19 protein-coding genes are annotated in these 19,318 nt (G+C 59.6%); 10 read left to right on the top strand and 9 right to left on the bottom strand.

Features of this window, described 5'->3' with window-relative positions; translation table 11 throughout:
* Nucleotides 1–17 precede the first annotated feature (17 nt).
* Nucleotides 18–704, top strand: coding sequence for an FRG domain-containing protein (locus U1A53_RS14315; RefSeq protein WP_322281949.1), 687 nt, complete (start codon nucleotides 18–20; stop codon nucleotides 702–704).
* Between the two features lie 219 nt (nucleotides 705–923).
* Here the strand turns inward: U1A53_RS14315 and U1A53_RS14310 are convergent, their stop codons facing one another.
* Together U1A53_RS14310 and U1A53_RS14305 are read right to left on the bottom strand one after the other, a co-directional pair.
* Nucleotides 924–1,940 (bottom strand): MoxR family ATPase, encoded by a 1,017-nt coding sequence (locus U1A53_RS14310; protein WP_322281947.1) that lies wholly within the window; start codon nucleotides 1,938–1,940, stop codon nucleotides 924–926.
* A 118-nt stretch (nucleotides 1,941–2,058) separates the two neighbouring features.
* A complete protein-coding gene (locus U1A53_RS14305) occupies nucleotides 2,059–2,436 on the bottom strand; it encodes a hypothetical protein (RefSeq protein WP_322281945.1) in 378 nt (125 codons plus the stop codon).
* A 78-nt stretch (nucleotides 2,437–2,514) separates the two neighbouring features.
* On the opposite strand from U1A53_RS14305, the gene U1A53_RS14300 reads away from it, so the two are divergent.
* Both U1A53_RS14300 and U1A53_RS14295 read left to right on the top strand, forming a co-directional pair.
* A complete protein-coding gene (locus U1A53_RS14300) occupies nucleotides 2,515–3,705 on the top strand; it encodes a serine hydrolase domain-containing protein (protein WP_322281943.1) in 1,191 nt (396 codons plus the stop codon).
* Between the two features lie 19 nt (nucleotides 3,706–3,724).
* Nucleotides 3,725–4,546, top strand: coding sequence for a prolyl oligopeptidase family serine peptidase (locus U1A53_RS14295; protein WP_322281941.1), 822 nt, complete (start codon nucleotides 3,725–3,727; stop codon nucleotides 4,544–4,546).
* Here the strand turns inward: U1A53_RS14295 and U1A53_RS14290 are convergent.
* Complete coding sequence (locus U1A53_RS14290) at nucleotides 4,529–4,897, bottom strand: arsenate reductase family protein (protein WP_322281939.1); 369 nt, start codon at nucleotides 4,895–4,897, stop codon at nucleotides 4,529–4,531. The genes U1A53_RS14295 and U1A53_RS14290 overlap by 18 nt on opposite strands.
* Before the next feature lie 17 nt (nucleotides 4,898–4,914).
* On the bottom strand, nucleotides 4,915–5,829 hold the full coding sequence (locus tag U1A53_RS14285) for an RluA family pseudouridine synthase (protein ID WP_322281937.1): 915 nt from the start codon (nucleotides 5,827–5,829) through the stop codon (nucleotides 4,915–4,917).
* A 99-nt stretch (nucleotides 5,830–5,928) separates the two neighbouring features.
* Here U1A53_RS14285 and U1A53_RS14280 point away from each other — a divergent pair, with 99 nt between their 5' ends.
* Nucleotides 5,929–8,352, top strand: a complete 2,424-nt coding sequence (locus U1A53_RS14280; RefSeq protein ID WP_322281935.1) for a serine/threonine-protein kinase — start codon at nucleotides 5,929–5,931, stop codon at nucleotides 8,350–8,352.
* 107 nt (nucleotides 8,353–8,459) lie between these two features.
* On the opposite strand, the gene U1A53_RS14275 is transcribed toward U1A53_RS14280, so the two are convergent.
* Together U1A53_RS14275 and U1A53_RS14270 are read right to left on the bottom strand one after the other, a co-directional pair.
* Nucleotides 8,460–8,900 carry a DUF5069 domain-containing protein gene (locus tag U1A53_RS14275; RefSeq protein ID WP_322281933.1) on the bottom strand — a complete coding sequence of 147 codons (441 nt, stop codon included), beginning with the start codon at nucleotides 8,898–8,900 and terminating at the stop codon, nucleotides 8,460–8,462.
* A 136-nt stretch (nucleotides 8,901–9,036) separates the two neighbouring features.
* Nucleotides 9,037–9,774, bottom strand: coding sequence for a hypothetical protein (locus tag U1A53_RS14270; protein ID WP_322281931.1), 738 nt, complete (start codon nucleotides 9,772–9,774; stop codon nucleotides 9,037–9,039).
* Between the two features lie 85 nt (nucleotides 9,775–9,859).
* Between U1A53_RS14270 and U1A53_RS14265 the strand changes: the two genes are divergently transcribed.
* The 6 genes from U1A53_RS14265 (at nucleotide 9,860) to U1A53_RS14240 (ending at nucleotide 17,028) form a co-directional block, all read left to right on the top strand.
* Complete coding sequence (locus U1A53_RS14265; RefSeq protein WP_322281930.1) at nucleotides 9,860–10,636, top strand: SDR family oxidoreductase; 777 nt, start codon at nucleotides 9,860–9,862, stop codon at nucleotides 10,634–10,636.
* Between the two features lie 222 nt (nucleotides 10,637–10,858).
* The gene (locus tag U1A53_RS14260) at nucleotides 10,859–11,563 is read left to right on the top strand and encodes a FadR/GntR family transcriptional regulator (protein ID WP_322281929.1); all 705 of its coding nucleotides are present in this window, start codon (nucleotides 10,859–10,861) and stop codon (nucleotides 11,561–11,563) included.
* Nucleotides 11,564–11,565: 2 nt separating this feature from the next.
* Complete coding sequence (locus U1A53_RS14255; RefSeq protein ID WP_322281927.1) at nucleotides 11,566–14,904, top strand: DUF1553 domain-containing protein; 3,339 nt, start codon at nucleotides 11,566–11,568, stop codon at nucleotides 14,902–14,904.
* 8 nt (nucleotides 14,905–14,912) lie between these two features.
* Nucleotides 14,913–16,364 carry a DUF1501 domain-containing protein gene (locus U1A53_RS14250; protein ID WP_322281926.1) on the top strand — a complete coding sequence of 484 codons (1,452 nt, stop codon included), beginning with the start codon at nucleotides 14,913–14,915 and terminating at the stop codon, nucleotides 16,362–16,364.
* A gap of 109 nt (nucleotides 16,365–16,473) precedes the next feature.
* Nucleotides 16,474–16,719, top strand: coding sequence for a 30S ribosomal protein S16 (rpsP, locus tag U1A53_RS14245; protein WP_322281925.1), 246 nt, complete (start codon nucleotides 16,474–16,476; stop codon nucleotides 16,717–16,719).
* A 6-nt stretch (nucleotides 16,720–16,725) separates the two neighbouring features.
* Entirely contained in the window at nucleotides 16,726–17,028 is a 303-nt protein-coding gene (locus U1A53_RS14240) for a KH domain-containing protein (protein WP_322281923.1), read from the top strand.
* Nucleotides 17,029–17,033: 5 nt separating this feature from the next.
* Here U1A53_RS14240 and crcB read toward each other — a convergent pair whose 3' ends face one another.
* From crcB to U1A53_RS14225, 3 genes are read right to left on the bottom strand one after another with little or no spacing between them, the layout of a single operon-like run.
* Nucleotides 17,034–17,411, bottom strand: a complete 378-nt coding sequence (gene crcB / locus U1A53_RS14235) for a fluoride efflux transporter CrcB (RefSeq protein WP_322281922.1) — start codon at nucleotides 17,409–17,411, stop codon at nucleotides 17,034–17,036.
* A gap of 2 nt (nucleotides 17,412–17,413) precedes the next feature.
* Nucleotides 17,414–17,989 carry a hypothetical protein gene (locus U1A53_RS14230; RefSeq protein WP_322281920.1) on the bottom strand — a complete coding sequence of 192 codons (576 nt, stop codon included), beginning with the start codon at nucleotides 17,987–17,989 and terminating at the stop codon, nucleotides 17,414–17,416.
* Entirely contained in the window at nucleotides 17,983–19,254 is a 1,272-nt protein-coding gene (locus tag U1A53_RS14225) for an AI-2E family transporter (protein ID WP_322281918.1), read from the bottom strand. Before U1A53_RS14225 ends, U1A53_RS14230 begins: the two co-directional genes overlap by 7 nt.
* Nucleotides 19,255–19,318 lie beyond the last annotated feature (64 nt).

Below are 19,318 nucleotides of genomic sequence, written 5' to 3'. Positions count from 1 at the left end.
CTCGCAATTTCAATGAAATGAACATTGTCCCTGACCTGTTGAAGCAATTTGACGCAAAGCAAAATGCCATTTTTCGTGGCCATGCAAACCTTAAATGGGATCTGAAACCGTCGATTGGTAGACACTACAGCGAAGATTGGCCGACAGTGAGCTCGAAGGAGAAAGATTCACTACGTCACTTCAAGCTGAGGAGTATCCCGTTTTTGAAAGTGGTGCCCCAACACGACCACGACCTAGAATGGCTGTGCTTAATGCAGCATTTTGGCTGCCCAACACGTCTTTTGGATTTTACGACAAATCCGCTAATCGCCCTCTTTTTTGCATCCGACCCGGGTCACGATGGCGATGGCGAAGTGATTGCGACAACGCAAATCGAATCTCGCGATGAAGGTGCCAGTGACGTCTTTAGTGCGAGGGATCCGTTCGTGTATGACCCACCACACACAAGCGAGCGTGTTATTGGGCAGTCGGGTTGCTTTATCGTTTGCCCAGCTCCCAACGAGCCACTGATAGTCAACAATGTCCGCAAAGTTACAGTTCCCAAATCTCAAAAAGAACGGATCCGGAGGGAGTTGGCGATCTTGGGAATCAACCATTCCAGATTGTTTCCTGGGTTGGGTGGGGTTTGCGATGACTTGAAGGATATTCTCGTCAATGGCCTAGAGTGGCAGATCCTACTTGATCAATTGCCTCACCTGCTTTGACCGCGTTGTGATTCAGCCCCACTACACAGCACCCGAATAATATTCTGAAGTCGGAGTTCATTCGGATTGCGTTTTTGCATCTGCCAGGCTCCGACAACGAGCTCCCACGCGGCCTGACGGCGTTCGGCGGCGCTGCCAGTTGTGGATGCTGACGCGCCGCATGTCCTAGAAGGAATCGCAACGAGTGACAGTCCAGGTTTTGGGCGTGGTGCTCATGCTTCAGACTTTGACGGTTTCCAAGAGCTTCGCGATCACCTTCTCCACCGTGACGCCTTCGGCTTCGGCTTTGTAGTTCACGAGGATGCGGTGGCGGAGGACGGGGAGGGCCATGGCGCGGATGTCGTCGGCGGTGACGTGGGTGCGGTTGTGGAGGAGGCAGCGGGTTTTGGCGCCGAGGACGAGGTTTTGGCTCGCACGAGTGCCGGCACCCCAACTGACCCATTGGTTGATGAAGTCGGGGACGCCATCGCGACCGGGACGACTGGCGGCGGAGATGCGGACGGCGTAGCGGGCGACATCCTCGGCGATGGGGACTTTGCGGACGACCTGCTGGAAGGCGAGGAGCTGCTCGCCGGTGAAGAGATGCTGCACGGGCTCGCCTTTGCCGCTGGTGGTGCGGGTGACGACGGTGACTTCATCGTCCTCGCTGAGGTAGTCGATGACGATGTTGAGCATGAAGCGGTCGAGCTGCGCCTCGGGCAGCGGATAGGTGCCCTCCTGCTCGATGGGGTTCTGCGTGGCGAGCACGAAGAAGGGCTCGGGCAGGTGCATGGTCTTGCCATTCACGGTGACTTGGTGCTCCTGCATGGCTTCGAGCAACGCGGCCTGTGTTTTGGGCGGCGTGCGGTTGATTTCGTCGGCGAGAATCATGTTCGCGAAGACGGGGCCGCGGCTGAAGACGAGTTTGCGGCCTTCGGGGCTGTCTTCGAGGATTTCGGTTCCGGTGATGTCTGAGGGCATCAAATCGGGCGTGAACTGGATGCGCTGAAAGCTAAGGTGGCAGACATCGGCGACGGTTTTGATGAGCAAGGTCTTCGCCAGGCCCGGTGCGCCGGTGATGAGGCAGTGACCGCCTGCGAGCAGGGCAATGAGCATTTCATCAATGACATGCAACTGGCCGACGATGACTTTCCCAACCTCGGCAAAGAGCCGCTGACGAGCGGTGGCGAGCAATTCGACAATCTGGCGTTCAGTGAGTGGGGCGGAGGACGGCGGAAGGTCGGGAGGGGCGCTCATGAGGTGTGTGGTGTATCAAACAGCGGCGAAGGTGCCAAGTTTTCAACGCAAACACAATGAAGGCAGAACGGGCTTAAGCCCAAACTACGAACTCAGACTGACGAGCTAAAGCTCTCGACTACTTTGACCAGGCAGGCTCGGGCTCCCATGTCTTCTCGCCGTGGCCGACGCCGATGAGCTCGGCTTCTTCCTCTTCTTCGGTTTGTTCGAGAAGCGGGGCGAAACGCTCGGAGCGGAAGCCGAGTTCCTGCTTCACACTGGAATGCGGATCGTCGGGGTTGTGGAGCTCTTTGAGCAGGAGAAGGAGATCAAACTCGGCACCCGCGAGTTTGATTTCAGCATCGTCATTGACGACGAACTGCGGATTGGAGCGGCCGGCTCGGAGCGCACGCACGGTGTAGATTTGATCCTTCTTGGGCAGGGACTTGTAGAGGTCGAAGACCCAGGGATCGAATTGATCGTCGATGCAGACGACCTGCTGGCCGGTTTTGAACATGGTGGCGATATAGCGTCCTGATGCGCGAAGGCAAGAGATTGACAGAGCACCGGGGTTTCATCGTATGCTGCGACCCTCATGAAATTCATCCGCCTCGTCACCTGCCTGCTGTTTTCGCTGTCCCTGAGCCTCCACGCGGAGGTGAGGTCGATTCGCGAAAGCATGGAGGCTCTAGTGAAGGACGGATCGCTCTCGGGATCGGTGACGCTGCTGTATCACGATGGCAAAGTCGTGAGCGAGGAAGCCGTCGGCCTCCAGGATCTCGAAACGAAGACGCCGATGGCGAAGGACAGCTTGTTTTGGATCGCGTCGATGACCAAGCCGATCACCGCGCTGGCGGTGATGATGCTGCAGGACGAGGGCAAGCTGAGCATCGACGATCCGGTGATGAAGCACCTGCCGGAGTTCAAAGGCCAGATGCTGATCAAGGAGAAGACGGCGGAGCAAACGGTGCTGGTGAAGCCAGCGCGACCGATCACGATCAAGGACCTGCTCACGCACACGAGCGGACTGGTGGGCAATTCGCCACTGGATGGTGATGCGCTGGATGTGCTCGATTTGAAGGAAGCGGTAATCACGTATGCGCTGTCGCCGTTGCAATTCGAGCCGGGATCAAAGTGGTCCTACTGCAATCCGGGCATCAACACGCTGGGCCGCATCGTGGAAGTCGTGAGCGGCGAAGAGTACGCGAAGTTTTTGGAGAAACGCCTCTTCAAGCCGCTGGGCATGCGCGAGACGACGTTCTGGCCGGGCAAGAAGCAACTCGCACGTCTCGCCACGAGCTATAAACCGACGGCGGATGGCAAAGGACTGGAGCCGACGACGATTCGCTACCTCACGCCGCCGTTCTCGAACAAAAAGCGTGCGCCACTGGCTGCGGGCGGGCTTTTCTCGACAGCGGAGGATTTGCTGAAGCTCTATGTGATGGTGCTGAACGGCGGTGAGACAGACGGGAAGCGCTACATCTCGGAAAAATCGCTCCAATTGATGACGGCGAATCAAACGGGCGATCTGAAGGCCGCGTTCACCGATGGCATGGGCATGGGACTGGGCTTTCAAGTCGTGCGTGAACCGATGGGAATCACGTCGATGCTGAGTCCAGGCACGTTTGGACACGGTGGAGCCCATGGCACGCAGGGGTGGATCGATCCGGTGAAGAAGACGATCTACGTCATGCTCATCCAACGCGCAGGCTTGAAGAACGGTGATGCTTCGTCGATGCGGCAGGCCTTTCAGGAGGCGGCGTCCGCAACTCTCGCGAAACCATGAGGTTTGAGGTTCGCACCTTATGAAACATCGCTTCATTTGCCTCTTCGCCGTTCTGCTTGGTTGTCTCATCTCCCCGGTCGCCTGCCGGGCGCAAGTTCAGCTTCCTGCAGGCTTTCACAAGCTGGAACTGACCGTGGATGGCGTGGCACGCAGCGGGTTTGTGTATGCGCCCGCCAGTGCGAAGGAAACGCCAACGCCTGTGGTGTTCGTGTTTCACGGCCACGGCGGCACGGCGTTGCAGGCAGGACGCTCTTTTGCGATGCACAAGCACTGGCCGGAGGCGATCTCGGTTTATCTGCAAGGATTGAACACGCCGGGCAAGCTGACCGATCCTGAGGGCAAAAAGCCCGGCTGGCAGCATGGGGCAGGGGCGGAAGGCGACCGTGATTTGAAACTGTTCGACGCGGTGATGGCGAATCTGAAGGAGAACTACAAGGTCGATGCGAAGCGGATTTTTTCGACCGGGCACTCGAACGGCGGCGGTTTCACGTATCTGCTGTGGCAGACCAAGCCGGAGGTGTTTTGCGCGATGGCACCTTCTGCCGCTGCCAGCGCACGTCTGGCAGATGCATCTTTCAAGCCGAAACCTGCGATGCACATCGCGGGAACACAAGACCCGCTGGTGAAGTATGCGTGGCAGGAGCTGGCGATGAACAAGGTGAGGCAGATCAATCAGTGCGAGGCGGAAGGCAAATCGTGGGCGCAGGACTGCACGCTATTTCCCTCGAAGGTCGGCGCTCCATTTGTGGCTTTCATTCATCAAGGCACGCACAAGTTTCCTGACGAAGCGCCGGCCTTGATCGCGAAATTCTTCAAAGAGCAGTCAGCGGCGGTGAAGTAAGGCTGCCTGCCATTCAGGCTCCTTGAAACCGACGAGATGAATCTTGTTCTTCGCGTCGATGGCAAAGGGGCGCTTCACGAGATTGCCGTTTTCAGCGAGGAGCTTCAGCGCGGCATCGGTGCTCATCGCGGGCAGTTTGTCTTTGAGGCCCAGGCTGCGGTAGTCGAGGCCGGAAACGTTGAAGAGTTTCCGCAAATCACCGTCATGGGCGGCAAGCGCGGCTTTGAGTTCGGCAACCGACGGCGGTGTTTCGCGAATGGCGACTTCTTCAAAGGCGATGGCGTGCTGCTTGAGCCATTTGATGGCATTGCGACAGGTGGAGCAGCCGGAGTAGGCGTAGAGTTTGAGCATGGCGTAAAAGGGTGCGGCTAGCTTTGCACGCAATTCATCCAGGGTTCAAACTCGGGCGGCAATTTGGCCTCGAAAGCCATCGGCTGGTCGTGGATGGGGTGATTGAAAGCCAGCTTCCATGCATGGAGCATGAGACGTGGGACGCGGACACGCTGCTTGGCGGGTTGCGCGTAAATCGGATCGCCTAGGATGGGGCATTGCAGCGCCTCGCGCATGTGAACGCGAATCTGATGCGTGCGCCCGGTGAGCAGGCGGCATTGGATTAGCGCACAGCCTTGATCGGTGGCGAGCAACTGCCATTCGGTAACGGCCTCCTTCCCTGCCCCATCGAGCAGGATGGACATGCGTTTGCGGTCCACGGGATGTCTGCCGATGTAGTTCTGAATGCGTCCGCTTTTCTCACGCGGCACGCCATTGACCACGGTGAGGTAGATTTTCGTGAGTCGTCGCTCGGCGAAGGCCTCCGTCAGGCGGCGGTGCGCGATGTCATTCTTTGCCACGACCATGCAGCCGCTGGTGTCTTTATCGAGACGATGGACGATGCCGGGCCGCATCTCGCCGCCGATGCCGCTGAGGTCATCAATGTGGTGCAGGAGGGCATTCACGAGTGTGCCGTCAGGATTTCCTTCCGCCGGGTGAACGACAAGCCCGGATGCTTTGTCCAGCACTACGATGTCGGAATCCTCATACAAAATCGTCAACGGAATGTCCTGGGCCTTGATCTCGACCTCAGCTACTTCCGGCACCGTGACGCTCACCACATCCCCAGCTCTCATAGTCGCGCCTGATTTGACCGGTTTGCCGTTCAGCGTGGCGTGGCCGTCCTTGATCAGGTCCTGGAGCCGCGAGCGTGACATATCCGACAGGCGCCGGGCGAGGTGCTTGTCGAAACGCTCGCCGAGTTCGGCGGTTTCAGTGACGGTCCAATCCATTTCACATTCTCAAGATTCAAATTAATCAGGCAATCTGTAATTTCTGGCATTCGCCATGCGATGCAAGTAGGTAGCCGCCCCCATTCCGAACCCCCTCTTTTGAATCTCGTCACTGAACAAGCCTATCTGAGCACCTGCCCTGTCTGCCAGGGACAGATCGACGTGACGTCGCTGGAGCCGTTCACCAAGCTGAAGTGCCCCTTTTGCGGCCAGATGGTGCGCGTACGTCGGCGCTTTGATCAATTCATGATCATACGCCAGATCGGCGAGGGTGGCATGAGCCGGGTGTTTGAGGCGGAGGATGAGACACTCGGACGCCGAGTGGCCCTGAAAATCCTCAACCGCCAGTACTCCCGCGATGCCGTGCGCCTGGAGCAGTTCCGCCAGGAAGCTCACATCACCGCGAACGTCACGCATCCGAACGTCATCAAGCTCTACTCCGTGGGCTATGACCAGGGCTACTTTTACATCGCCATGGAGCTCGTCGGCGGCGGCAGCCTGGAGCAGCGCATCAAACGCGAAGGCCATCTGAAGGAGGCCGAGGCCCTGCGCATCGGCCGTGAGGTGGCCGAGGGTCTGCGTGCCGCGCAACAGCTCACGCTGATTCATCGCGACGTGAAGCCGGCAAACATCCTTTTCACCGAAACCGGCACCGCCAAGGTGGTGGACTTCGGCCTGGCTCTGTTCGTGGACCGCGGCGGCGACCAGTCTGGCGAAATCTGGGCCACGCCGTATTACGTCGCGCCGGAAAAGGTCATCGAAAACAAGGAGGATTACCGCAGCGACATCTTCAGCCTTGGCGCCACGCTCTACCATGCGATGACCGGCAATCCGCCGCACAAGGCGGACACGAATGCCATCGAGGACTTGCGACGCATCAAATGCAAACGCGTCGCCCTCGGTGAATCCGGCCTGCGCTTCTCACCACGCACCGAGCATGTCATCAACGGCATGCTCAGCTTCCGTCCGGAGGAGCGTTTCTCGAACTACGACGAGGTCGTCGATGAAATGCGACTGGCCGAGGGCCTGCTGGATCGCGGCGGCGTGCGGCGCAGACTGTTCTCACGCCGTGCGAAGCTGATCGGTGCCATCGCCGCCGCCATCACGCTCGCCTACGTCGTGGGCTGGATGCTGCGCGAAGGCGGTGAGCGCCGCGCCACACGGGCGGCCATCCAGATTTCTCCTGCTGACGCACGCGACCTCTCCGGCGGCGGCGTGACACTCAAAGCGGACGCGAATAAGAAATCTGTTTCCGAGCGCTTCGCCGATGCACGCAAGCAGATGCTCGAACTTCATCATCCCGCTCAGGCGGAACTGCTGTTCATCGACATCGCCAAAGACGCCCCGCAGCCCACAGAAAACTGGGCGCGCTTCAATGCCGCGCTTTGCAACATCATGCTCGACAGAAAAAAGGAGGCAGCGGACCAAGTGGGAAAACTCTCCGCCTCCGCAGAGCTGAATGGCCTCAAGTCTTTCTTTGAGAAGGTCAAGGAACGCACGGCGCGAAGCTTCGCCCAGCGCATGGCACCCGATTCTCTGGACTATAAAACCGACAACGAGGAAATCCTCGGTTATCTGATCCACGGACTGGTCGAATGGCATTTCGGCGACAAACTGTTCGGTGCACAGGAGCTGGAGGACTTCCAGACTCACCTTAAGAAACGCCTTGCCGGCACCCAGCAGCCTGTCACCGCAGGCACCGCGAACTCACTCGAATGGCTCTCCCTCTACGATGCACTCGTGGAGTTCTACAAGCCGGACATCGCGCTCATGCGAACCGACGTGAAAAATCCGCGCAAGGCGGGCACGCTCGACGAACTGCGCTCCGCGCTCGCTGAAGTGGAGCAGACCCGGAAACAGCTCAAAACCGGCGGTTCCTTCAGCAATGAAATCAAGGAGTGGGAGTCTGAATATAAACGTGAAATCTCCCGCATCACGCTGGAGCAGCAGAAGAAGCAGTTGCAGGAGGACAAAAAACGCCGCCAGGCTGACCTCGAACTCCTCGCCGAGGTCCATGCGATCGTGCCCTCCCTCGTGCAGGGCTACGATTACTCAAGTGCCATCGAGATGCTCGGCAGCACGCGTCTGGAAACAGAGGATGTGCGCACGGCGCTCGACGGACGTCTTTACCTCTACACACAGTCGCGTGACTTCGTGCGCCAGCTCACTGTCGATCTCAGCGGAAAAGGCTGGAACGGCACCATCTCGCGTCGTGAAGGCGGCCAGATGACCGGACGTATCACATGCAACTCAGACGGCACCACGGTGAACGTCACCCTCGAGCGCGGCACGCTGTCCCTGCCCTTTGAAAGCCTCACGCCGGAATCTCTCATCGAGATCGCCCAGGCATTCGGTGCCCTGACCACCGACTCCACCGACTACTATCGCCGCCAGGAGAACACCGCCGCTTTCGCCCGCCTCAACGGCCTCACACAACTCTCAGCCACCATCGCCGCCCAGCTCATGGAGGAAAACGGCTCTTTCCGCAGCCGCTGGATGAAGGTGGTGGGCGCGGGGATCTGAAGCGCAGAACCAAAAGCAGGCATCCCCCGAAGGCAGCACTGCATCACTCGCGCCTAAAGAAAAGGGCGCAAGACTCTACGCCCTGCGCCCTTGGCTCTAAGCTTTGATTACTTGATCTCCTGCGCCCAGAAGATGTGCCAGTCGTCGAGATTGTTCAGATCGACCGCGCCCGGATTCACGCTGCCGTCATCGGCGATGCCATCGGCATCGAGAATGGTCTTGCGGGTGGCGTCGTCATGGATGTAGCCCTGGATGGCGACGTTGTGCTTGTAGATGTCGCCTTTCGTCAGCTTCACGCCGGGCTGCTTTTTGATCCAGCTCTCAAGCTGCGGATAGCTCGGCTTCGTGGCGATGAAAGTCTTGAAGGTCTCGATGTTGATGCCCAGCGCGTCGAGCGTCATCTGGTCATAGCCGCAGCCGATGCCGGGATAATCCGCGTGCAGCTTGCCAGCAGCGGCCAGCGAGGCTTTCTGCCAGAGGCGGGGGAGATGAATGACGCCGAGCGGGCCGGCGATGGCGGAACTGATGAGAGGAACGATCTGGCTCATGATGATTGTGGGTTGGAATTTCGTGAATGACATTCGCATTGGCGAACGCACACTCGACTTTGACGAGTCCGCTTTGCAGCGGCAAGAAGAAACGCTTCCCCACCCTTTTCCTCGCTCCGACCATGAAAAAACTCTGTCACATCGCCCCCGGTGGGACTTCCTGCTCCGGAAGAGTGACTACCGCTGTGGGAGTGGTGCCAGTGCCTTTGCCGAGGCGACCGCTGTAGAGGTCAATCGTGCGTTTGGCGATGATGTCGATCACCGCAGGCTGGAGCGTGCGGGCGGCGACGTTGGAGACGGCCACGCTGGCCCACATGATGGGCGACTTGAAGCGCAGCACCTGCCAGTAGGGCAGCAGCCGTTTGTACCATTTGTTCGCGGTCTGCATTCGCTCATGCGTGGCGATCTTGTGCGTCATCTCCCAAGTCTTGATCGCCGTGCTCGCGCTGACATCGACGAGGCGGCCGATGGAGCGTGTTTGCAAAAAGTCGGCCACGTCCATCGCCGCGAGATGTACGGCACGGGAGAACTGGCTCAGCCCCGGTGCGAGCAGCGCCTCCTGTTTGCCGGGATGGTAGATCGCCGCGATCTCGCGCACGAGTTTCGGCACCTCATCGACCAGCGGCGGCAGCCACTCGGGATTGAGGCTTTTCTGCCAGCGCAGCCGTTTTTTACACTCTTCCACGGCTTTGTGTGCCTGCTCATCGGCCACACCACAGTCGGGAAACACATAGCTGGCCAGCGCATGGCGCGCGGCGCGCAGATCGGCGGCAAAACGCAGCGCCTTCCACAAAACAAGTGTCGCCGCGCCGACGAGGACACCGGCAAGGAAGACCATGATGTGACTCCAAGGCATGCGGACACGGGAGAGCACCACTGGCCGAGTGTCAAGATGACGAAAGTGACGGGAGAGGCGGCTTGCAGCGCGTGAATGACACGCCATAGATGCGCCACTCCTCATGTCCTCCATTTTCGAACTCTTCTCTCTCCAAGGCAAAACCGCCGTTGTCATCGGCGGCACTGGCGAACTCTGTGGCGCGGTCGCGGAAGGATTTGCCTCCGCAGGCGCGGAAGTCGTGCTTGTCGGCCGTGATCAAACGAAGGCCGACAAGCGGCTCGAAACGATTCAAGCCGCCGGTGGACAGGCGTACTTCGTCTCCGCCGATGCGAGCCGCAAAGCCGACCTGCAAATCCTGCTCGACCAAGTGCTTGAGCGTTCCGGCGGCTGCCACATCCTCGTCAATGGCGCTGGCGTGAATTCCGCCACGCCGTTCCTCGACATTGCTGAAGAAGAATACGACCGCATCATGAACATCAACACCAAGGCTGTGTTTCTGGCCTGCCAGGTGTTCGGCAAGCATTTCGTCGAGGAAAAAATCGCCGCCGCCATCATCAATCTCGGCTCCATGTCCGGCCTGCTGCCGCTGAGCCGTGTGTTCACCTACTCGATGAGTAAGGGAGCTGTTCACAATCTCAGCAAGAATCTCGCCCGCGAATGGGCACCGCTGGGCATCCGCGTGAACACGCTCGTCCCCGGCTTCTTCCCCGCCGAGCAGAACAAAAAGGTGCTCACGCCCGACCGCGTCGCCAAAATCATGGGTCACACGCCCATGAACCGCTTTGGCGAGGCCAGGGAACTCGTCGCCGCAGCGCTGCTGCTCGCCGGAGCCGGCGGCTCGTTCATCACCGGCCATGAGATGGTCGTGGATGGCGGGTATTCGTCGATGACGATCTGATGGGAGCAGTTTCGAAACTCTGGACGCAGCGGCGCTGGCAAATGACGAAACCAGAATGACGAACTGTGGTTCAGGCATTCGGGCTTCGTTCGTCATTCGGAATTCTGCATTCGTCATTCTGGCCTCTCACCGCCCTCAGAGGCGATTTCACTTTTCTCCAGCCCAGAACGATAAAAGCCCCGCAAACCGCTCGTTAAGGCCAGTGGTAAGACCTCTAACCACATGGCTTTTTCAACCATCAAACCCCAGCGCAGCCTCGTCGAGGAGGTGTGCGCCCGCATCGCCGCGGAAATCCGCGATGAGATCACGGTGGGCGATGGCTGGCTGCCACCGGAGCGTGATCTGGCGCTCAAGCTCGGTGTGAGCCGGCCTGTGATTCGCGAGGCGACGAAGCGGCTCGAACTGCAAGGCCTGCTTGAAGTGAAGCATGGCGTGGGCACCAAGATCGTGGACAAGCTGCACAAGCCGCTCAACGGCTCGCTGGCGCTCCTGATTCCCGATGACAAGGAACGCCTGCGCCAGTTGATCCAGGTGCGCTTCATGCTGGAGCCGGAGAACGCCCGGCTCGCGGCGGAGAACGCCAGCGCGGCGCAGATTCGCAAACTGCGCACGGCGCTGAAGCAGCTTGAGGACGCGAGAGACTTCGAGACCGCCGTGGTGGCAGACATGACCTTCCACCGCGAGTTGGCGGCGGCCTCGGGCAATCAAATCGTCACGCTGCTGCTGCATTCGCTCTCTGAATTGATCCAGACGAGCCTCAGTCGTGGCTACAGCCGTACTTCGACGGCGAATGCGGTGCGCCAGCATGCGGCGGTGCTCTGCGCCATAGAGAAACGCGATCCCGCCGCCGCCGCGAAGGCCATGCGCGAGCATCTGATCACCGCCGAGGCCGATCTGGCGCTGCCGAAGCCGAAAAAATCCCACTGAGCATGAAATCCCTTCTTCCTATTTCCTTGCTGATCGCGAGCACGCGCCTTCTGACTGCTGAATCCGATGCCGCGAAGCTGTTTCACGAACAGGTGGCTCCCATTCTGGTGAAAAACTGCATCGAATGCCACAACGACGTGACGACTAAAGGCGGACTGAACATGGAGACGCTGGAAACGACGCTCAAAGGCGGCGACGAAGGTCCGGCCATCGTTCCGGGCAAGGCATCGGAGTCACCGCTCTACACGATGATCGTGCCAGAGTCGCCCGGCGAGAAAGCCGAGATGCCGAAGAAGAAGCCTGCGCTCTCGTCTGCGGAGACCAATTTGATCAAACGTTGGATCGACATGGGTGCCACTTGGCCGCAAGAGATCGTGCTGAAGGAAAAGCCGAAGGGCGATGTGACGCACTGGTCTTTTCTGCCACTGAAACCCACGAAGCACGCCTCCATTGATGCTTTCATCAGCGAGAAGCTGAAGGAGAAGGGACTGGCGATGAATCCGCCTGCGGATGCCCGCACGTTCATCCGCCGGGCGAGTTTTGATCTCATCGGACTGCCACCGACACCCGAGGAAGTGGCGGCTTTCGAGAAAGAGTTCATCCAGGATCAAGCGTCGAGCATCAAGCATCTGATCGACCGCCTGCTCGATTCACCGCGCTATGGTGAGCGTTGGGCGCGGCACTGGCTGGATGTGGTGCGCTTTGCGGAGAGCCATGGCTTTGAAATGAACCGCGTGCGGCCGAATGCGTGGCCGTATCGAGATTACGTCATTCGCTCGCTCAATGAGGACAAGCCATATGACCAGTTTGTGCGGGAGCAGATTGCCGGAGATCAGCTTGGCGCGGATGAAGGCACGGGATTCCTCGTGGCGGGGGCCTGGGATCAGGTGAAGGGCCAGGACCCGGTGCTGCGGGCGAATCAGCGGGCGGATGAGATGCATGATCTCGTGAGCACCACGGGCAGCACCTTCCTGGGGCTTACGGTTGGTTGCGCACGCTGCCATGATCACAAGTTCGATCCGGTGTTGCAGACGGATTACTATCGCGTGCGTGCCATCTTTGAAGGCGTGCAGCATGCGGAACGTGAATTGCGGCCTGCGGATTCAGAACAGCGGCAGAAGAAGGCGGAGAGCGTGCGTTTGGAGATCGCGGCGATTGATTCGACCCTGTCACGCTTCCAACCACGCGCGCAACTGACGAAACGAGTGCTCGTGGATGATGATCTGCCACCGCCGACGAAGCCGGAGGCCATCGGCTGCGTGCAGATCGAGCAGCCGAAGAATGGCAAGCCCATTGAGTACTCGCCGGGCTCGGAGTTCGGCCAGGCCTCTGATCCGGGCGATTCGACGCGATTGCCGAATCTCGGCGAGAGCTATCGCTACTGGAACGCGAAGACCGATGAGGTGGGCAAGGACTTCTTTTCGTGGAATCCGCGTGTGGCAGGCAAACAGCGCCTCTGGCTGTCCTGGGGCGCGTGGACGACGCATGCGAAGGATGCGCGCTACACGCTCGATCTCGACGGCGATGCGAACACGAAGGACGATCAAAAAGAGATCGCCGTGGTGGATCAAAGCAAGTTCGCGGACGGCAGCGGGGCGATTCCTGAGCAGAAACGCTGGAGCGGCTTCAAATATGCGGGAACACATGCGCTGACGAAGGACTCGATTGTCATCCTGCGCAGCGGCAAGCTCGGCGGACCGACGGTGGCGGACGCGGTGCTGTTTGAGACGGCGGATGAGGCCGAGCCGGCCTCGCAGCCGCATTTGCGCGCACCGGTGACACATCTGGCGAATCGCGAGAGCTTCGATGCGGCGAAGGCAAAGTTCGTGCGCTTCACCATTCACGCAACGGTTGGCGGACAGCCCTGCATTGACGAGCTGGAGGTCTATGCGGCGGGCAAGAATGTGGCGCTGGCAAAGCTAGGTACCAAGGTGACGGCGTCGGATGTGTTCAGTGATGGATCGAATCCGATTCATCAAATCGCGCATGCGAATGACGGGATCTATGGCAACGCCAAGAGCTGGATTTCGAAGAACGCGGGCAAGGGCTGGCTGCAAATCGAGCTGCCGCGTGAGGAGAGCATCAGCAGCGTTGTGTGGAGCAGAGACCGTAGCGAAAAGGGCAAAGTTTATCAGGATCGTCTGGCGACGGATTATGTGATCGAGGTTTCGCTCGATGGAAAAGCGTGGAAGGCGGTGGCGTCATCGGCAGACCGGCTGGCGGCGGATTATCGGGACCGCATTCGTGATGTTCCGACGCTGAGCGGTGTGTCAGGCGAGAACGCGGGCGAAGTGAAGAAGCACAGCGAGCGGCGTGCGGTGCTGCAACGCGAGTTGAAGACGCTGACGAGCTTCCCACTGGCCTATCTAGGCAAGTTTGAGCAGCCGGGGGCGACGTTCCGGCTTCATCGCGGCGATCCGATGACGCCGAAGGAGGAGATCGCGCCGGGAGCGTTGTCGCAACTCGGTGCAAAGCTCGATCTGGCTAAAGACACGCTCGAATCCGAGAGGCGCATGGCTTTGGCCAAGTGGCTGACCGATCCGCAGAATCCGCTCACGGCACGCGTGATGGCGAATCGTCTCTGGCACTACCATTTCGGCACCGGCATCGTCGATACGCCGAGCGATCTGGGCTTCAACGGCGGCAAGCCTTCGCATCCCGAGTTGCTGGACTGGCTGGCGGCGGAGTTCATGAAGCATGGCTGGAGTTTGAAGGAGATGCACCGGCTGATCATGAACTCGGCGGCGTATCGGCAGTCGAGCGCGGCGCATGATGCGGGAATGCTCGCGGATTCGGGTGCGCGGCTGCTGTGGCGCTTTCCGACGCGCCGCATTGAGGCGGAGCCGTTGCGCGACACGATCCTAGCGGTGAGCGGCGTGCTGGATCTGACGATGGGCGGGCCGGGATTCGATCTGTTCGACGCGAATGACAACTATGTGAAAGTGTACCAATCGAAGCAGGAGTTCGGCGCCGACACATTCAGGCGTATGATTTATCAGAGCAAACCACGCGTGCAGCTTGATGATACGTTTGGTGCCTTCGATGTGCCAGACGCGGGTCAGATCGCTCCGAGGCGCACTTCAAGCACCACACCGCTGCAGGCGCTGAATTTCCTCAACAGCACCTTTGCGATGCAGCAGGCCGGTTTGTTTGCCGCACGGCTCGAAAAAGACGCGGGTAAAGCAGCCGATGCGCAGGTGAAACGGGCGTTTCAACTGGCCTACCAGCGTGATCCGCGCGCGGATGAGCTGGGCGCATCAGTGAAACTGATTGCCGACCACGGGTTGGCGATGTTCTGCCGGGCGCTGTTCAACACGAGCGAGTTCATGACCCTTTATTGATTCCTGCCATGCAAAATCATCTTCTCTCACGTCGCACTTTCCTGAATCAAAGCGTCAGCGGGCTGGGCAGCATCGCTTTGACCTCACTTCTGGCGCAGAAGGGCCTGCTGGCGAATGATCCGATTCGTCCGCTGATTGATCCGTCACGCCCGTATGCACCGAGGCCGCCGCATTTTGAGCCGAGAGCGAAGAATGTGCTCATGATTTTCTGCTCGGGGGCGATCAGCCATGTCGATACCTTTGATTACAAGCCGGAGCTGGTGAAGCGCCACGGCATGCCGCTGCCGGGCGCGGCGGATTTGATCACCTTTCAAGGAGCGCAGGGGAATCTGGTGAAGCCGCTGTGGGAGTTCAAACCGCGCGGGCAGAGCGGGAAGATGATCAGCGACTTGGTGCCGAAAATCGCGGAGTTCGCGGACGACATGTGCTTCATCCACTCGATGACGGCAAAGTCGAACACGCATGGCCCGGCGGAGAACCAGATGAGCACAGGCTACATCCTCGACGGCTTCCCCGGCATCGGCTCGTGGGTGACGTATGCGCTGGGCTCGGAATGCGATGACATGCCGGCCTTCGTGGCGATTCCTGATCCGCGTGGCGTGCCGCAGATCGGCTCGCGGCACTGGAACTCGGCGTTTTTGCCAGCGGTGTTTCAAGGGACGGCGTTCAACGCGAGCAAGCCGATCCCGAATCTGCTGCGACCTACGAGCGTGAGCGAATCGGCGGATCGTGACACGCGCAAGCTGGTGAATCTTTTGAATCAACGCCAGGCAGAAGAGCATCCGGCGGACAGCGACCTGGCGGCGCGCATTTCCTCGTACGAATTGGCGGCACGGATGCAGATCGCGGCGTCCGAGGTCGGCAACATGGCGGGCGAGAGCAAGGCGACGCTGGATTTGTATGGTGTGAACGACAGCAATGAGAACAAGGCCGGTTTTGCCAAGAACTGCCTGCTGGCGCGGCGCTTGATCGAGCGCGGCGTGCGCTTTGTGCAGCTTTTCAACGGTTCCTACGCGATGGGCGAGGGCGTGGGCAACTGGGACGGGCACAAGACCATAGAGCAGCAGTACTCGGTGCATGGGCCGATCCTCGACCAGCCGGTGGCGGGGCTGCTGAAGGACCTGAAGGCCCGGGGGCTGCTCCAGGACACGCTGGTGGCCTTTGTAACCGAGTTTGGCCGTATGCCAACCTTCCAGAAGGGCGCGAACGGCCGGGATCACAATCCGAAGGGATTCACCGTCTGGCTGGCCGGAGCTGGGGTGAAAAAGGCCTTCAGCTATGGGACCACGGATGAATTTGGCTACCAGGCGGCGGAGCGAGTGAGCACGATTTACGACCTGCATGCCACGATTTTGCACCTGCTGGGCATCGACCACGAGCGCCTGAGCTACTACAACAACGGCATCGAACGCCGCCTGACGGACGTGCACGGGCATGTCATCAAAGACGTGCTGGCGTGATCCCCGGAGCATGCAGACCCGAGAAAGAGGGGGAAAAAGCGGTTGATTTCCATTTCGGAGTCTCCACTATGCGCCTCCCCAAAACCTGACCCTATCCCGTACCTGAATCATGGCAGTTGTTATCCGTCTCCGTCAAGAGGGCGCCAAAGGCCGCCCTGTCTTCCGTATTGTTGCGGCTGACAAGCGCTTCCCCAAAGAAGGCCGTTTCCTCGAAATCCTCGGCACCTACGATCCTCAAAAGGGCATCAAAGGCGCCACCTTGAAGCTTGATCGCGTCAACGCGTGGATCGCGCAGGGGGCCAAGCCCTCCGACACGGTCGCAAGCATCATCAAGCACGCTCCGGTCACGGCCTAAACCGCCATGGACGCGCCGGAAGCCCTCCGCGAGTTCCTTTCGTATGTGGTGGCGAATCTGATCGACCACCCGCAGCAGGCGGCCATTGCCATTGGCACCAATGTGAACGGTGCCGTCACGTATCGAGTGCAGCTAGCACAGGACGACGTGCGACATGTGATTGGCAAAAATGGCATGACCATCAGTGCTGTCCGCTCCCTGCTGAACACGGCGGCGGCAAAACACGGGGTCAAGATTTCCCTCAAGGTGGGTTCAGCACGCGAAGAAGACGCGGAAGCCGGCACCCCAACACCAGACAGTCAGGCGTGAACTGATCACGCGCACTTGCTGCCCGCCCACCACCCCAGCGCAGCGGCAGTGACACCCAGGAGGATGCTGCCGAAGGCATTGAGCAGTGCGAGCCAGGAATGCTGGTTCACCAGCAGCAGCCAGGAATCGTTCGAGAGTGTGGAAAAGGTGGTATACCCCCCGAGAACTCCTGTAGCTGCAAACAGCCAGGGGCCGCTGCCTTTTTCCTTCATGGCAGGCAGCGCAAACAGAAAGCCCAAAATGAAGCTGCCAAAAATGTTGGCGGTAAAGACACCCCAGGGGAACACTGAACGAGGCAACAGCCGGGCTGCGCCGATGACGGTGAAGTAACGCAGCACCGAACCGATGCCGCCGCCGAGAAAGACCAGAAGGACATTGCGCATGTTCACTCAGGAGCGGGTTCAGCATCTGACATGCCAACAGGTTCGGTGACGGCAAGAGCCTGTGGGAGTGATGGCAGCCTGGCGATCACAAGGTGAGGAAAATGCGGCAGGATCTGCCTCCTCAATTCCGCGATGAACTCTTCCGCCATTTCCCGGCTCATGCCGTCATCGGTGACAAGCCTGCGGTTGGCGAACCAGCCACGCTTCAGGACGACATGGACCTGGAAACAACCCCGTTTCATGCACACTCCAATCACCGCCACCTGTGGCCACGAAAAATACGCCACGCCATAACGAATGCCGCCCTCACTGACCGAAAGCTTGCGTGAATAGCCGGTAATGAACGAGAAGAACCAAGTCGTGCCCAGGTAGAAGAGCAGGCAGCCCACCACCGAAAGGCCCGCGGCGATCTGCATGTTTTGCTCCGAAATCTCTTCCTCTTTAAACAGGTGCAGCAGCACTCGGAGCATGATCACGCTGGCGACACAGGACATCATGAAGCCCAGCACTCCATGGAAAGGCTTGTACGTATGGTATCCGGCATGAACCACGCCGGGATTGCGCGAGGTCGTCAGCATGCGGGAGCCTCCCCTTTTCTGGCTCCGCCGATGGTCTGAGGCGCGATGCGCGCACGCCAGATGTAGCGTTGAAAAAGAACCTTCACCGAGGCGGTGAGCGGCACTGCCAGGATCGCGCCAAGCAATCCCCCGAGCAGCAGCGCCCACACCAGCACGGAAGCGATCACTGTCATCGGATGCAGGCCCACGGCTTCTCCGACGATGCGCGGCGTGATGAAGAGCGCGTCGATCTGCTGCACCACGGCGAACACGCCGGTCACGACGAGCGGCATGATCCACCACGGATCCCCCGGCACGAGAGCACTGCCCCCCTGGACGGCGGCAATGACCACCGCAGGAATCCAGCACAGGGCGATGCCAAGATACGGGATGATGCCCGCCACACACAGCGCCAGGCCGATGAGCAGGCCGAAATCGAGCCCCACAACGACCAAACCAATGCCGGTGGCGATGCCGTTGATCACGCTGACGAAAAGCTGGCCGCGAAAGAAGGCGACGAGGTAGCTGTTGATCTCGTTCAAGCAGCTCACGACCTCATCCTTGAACACGGAGGCGCGCAGCGGCAGGTAGTCCGACCATGATTCCTGGATCTTCGCGCTCTCGATCAGGAAGTAATACAAATACAGCGGCACGATGATGAACGAGAGCAGGAAGCCAAACACGCCCAGAAAGCCGCCCACGCTCGATTTGACGAACGACCACGCCATGCCGGGAAGTTTGGGCAGCGTGGTCTTCACCCAGTCGCCTCTCAAAAATGCCTGAATGTCGAAATCGAAGCCGTCAGCGCCCTCTTTTGCACTGGGGGCTGGTGTTTCAGGCGTGGCGGTGGATTCAGCAGCAGCCGCGTGGATGGGAAGCGTGATACCGTAGTCTTTTTCGATCTTGGCGGAGAAGTCGATCACTGCCAGCCTCGCCTTCGTGTAGTAAACCGGCACACGCTCGGCGAGGTGTCGTGTCGGATCGTCCAGTTTCACCACCATCCACCAGCCGAGACCGCCGATGGCGAGCATGAACACGGCGAACGCCAGCAACACCGAACGATGCCGGTTCAATCCGCGGCGCTCCAGCCATTCCACGCCGGGCTCCAGCAGGTAGGCCAGCACGCCGGCCACTGCGAAGGGCACCAAAATCGGCTGCAAAAAGGCGATTACCTGCGTCAGCAGATAGATCAGCCCGATCACCAGCGCACCGATGACCGTGATCGACAAGGCGGTCACGGCAGTCCACAGCGCATTGCGCTGGAAGGCGGTTGGCAGATTCTTCATCGGGAGGAAGTGGCGCGCATCCTAGCGGATTAGGACGCTTTGGGAACTGCAAAATGAGAGGGTG

It is taken from the genome of Prosthecobacter sp. (genome assembly GCF_034366625.1).
GTDB lineage: Bacteria > Verrucomicrobiota > Verrucomicrobiia > Verrucomicrobiales > Verrucomicrobiaceae > Prosthecobacter.
This window is presented reverse-complemented; position numbering and strand designations above follow the sequence as displayed.

Coding starts and splice junctions, on each gene's coding strand:
- U1A53_RS14240 (WP_322281923.1), top strand. CDS start 16,726: ATGGACGCGCCGGAAGCCCTCCGCGAGTTCCTTTCGTATGTGGTGGCG.
- U1A53_RS14230 (WP_322281920.1), bottom strand. CDS start 17,989: ATGCTGACGACCTCGCGCAATCCCGGCGTGGTTCATGCCGGATACCAT.
- U1A53_RS14255 (WP_322281927.1), top strand. CDS start 11,566: ATGAAATCCCTTCTTCCTATTTCCTTGCTGATCGCGAGCACGCGCCTT.
- crcB (WP_322281922.1), bottom strand. CDS start 17,411: ATGCGCAATGTCCTTCTGGTCTTTCTCGGCGGCGGCATCGGTTCGGTG.
- U1A53_RS14305 (WP_322281945.1), bottom strand. CDS start 2,436: ATGTTCAAAACCGGCCAGCAGGTCGTCTGCATCGACGATCAATTCGAT.
- U1A53_RS14265 (WP_322281930.1), top strand. CDS start 9,860: ATGTCCTCCATTTTCGAACTCTTCTCTCTCCAAGGCAAAACCGCCGTT.
- U1A53_RS14250 (WP_322281926.1), top strand. CDS start 14,913: ATGCAAAATCATCTTCTCTCACGTCGCACTTTCCTGAATCAAAGCGTC.
- rpsP (WP_322281925.1), top strand. CDS start 16,474: ATGGCAGTTGTTATCCGTCTCCGTCAAGAGGGCGCCAAAGGCCGCCCT.
- U1A53_RS14290 (WP_322281939.1), bottom strand. CDS start 4,897: ATGCTCAAACTCTACGCCTACTCCGGCTGCTCCACCTGTCGCAATGCC.
- U1A53_RS14225 (WP_322281918.1), bottom strand. CDS start 19,254: ATGAAGAATCTGCCAACCGCCTTCCAGCGCAATGCGCTGTGGACTGCC.
- U1A53_RS14275 (WP_322281933.1), bottom strand. CDS start 8,900: ATGAGCCAGATCGTTCCTCTCATCAGTTCCGCCATCGCCGGCCCGCTC.
- U1A53_RS14310 (WP_322281947.1), bottom strand. CDS start 1,940: ATGAGCGCCCCTCCCGACCTTCCGCCGTCCTCCGCCCCACTCACTGAA.
- U1A53_RS14260 (WP_322281929.1), top strand. CDS start 10,859: ATGGCTTTTTCAACCATCAAACCCCAGCGCAGCCTCGTCGAGGAGGTG.
- U1A53_RS14315 (WP_322281949.1), top strand. CDS start 18: ATGAACATTGTCCCTGACCTGTTGAAGCAATTTGACGCAAAGCAAAAT.
- U1A53_RS14285 (WP_322281937.1), bottom strand. CDS start 5,829: ATGGATTGGACCGTCACTGAAACCGCCGAACTCGGCGAGCGTTTCGAC.
- U1A53_RS14295 (WP_322281941.1), top strand. CDS start 3,725: ATGAAACATCGCTTCATTTGCCTCTTCGCCGTTCTGCTTGGTTGTCTC.
- U1A53_RS14300 (WP_322281943.1), top strand. CDS start 2,515: ATGAAATTCATCCGCCTCGTCACCTGCCTGCTGTTTTCGCTGTCCCTG.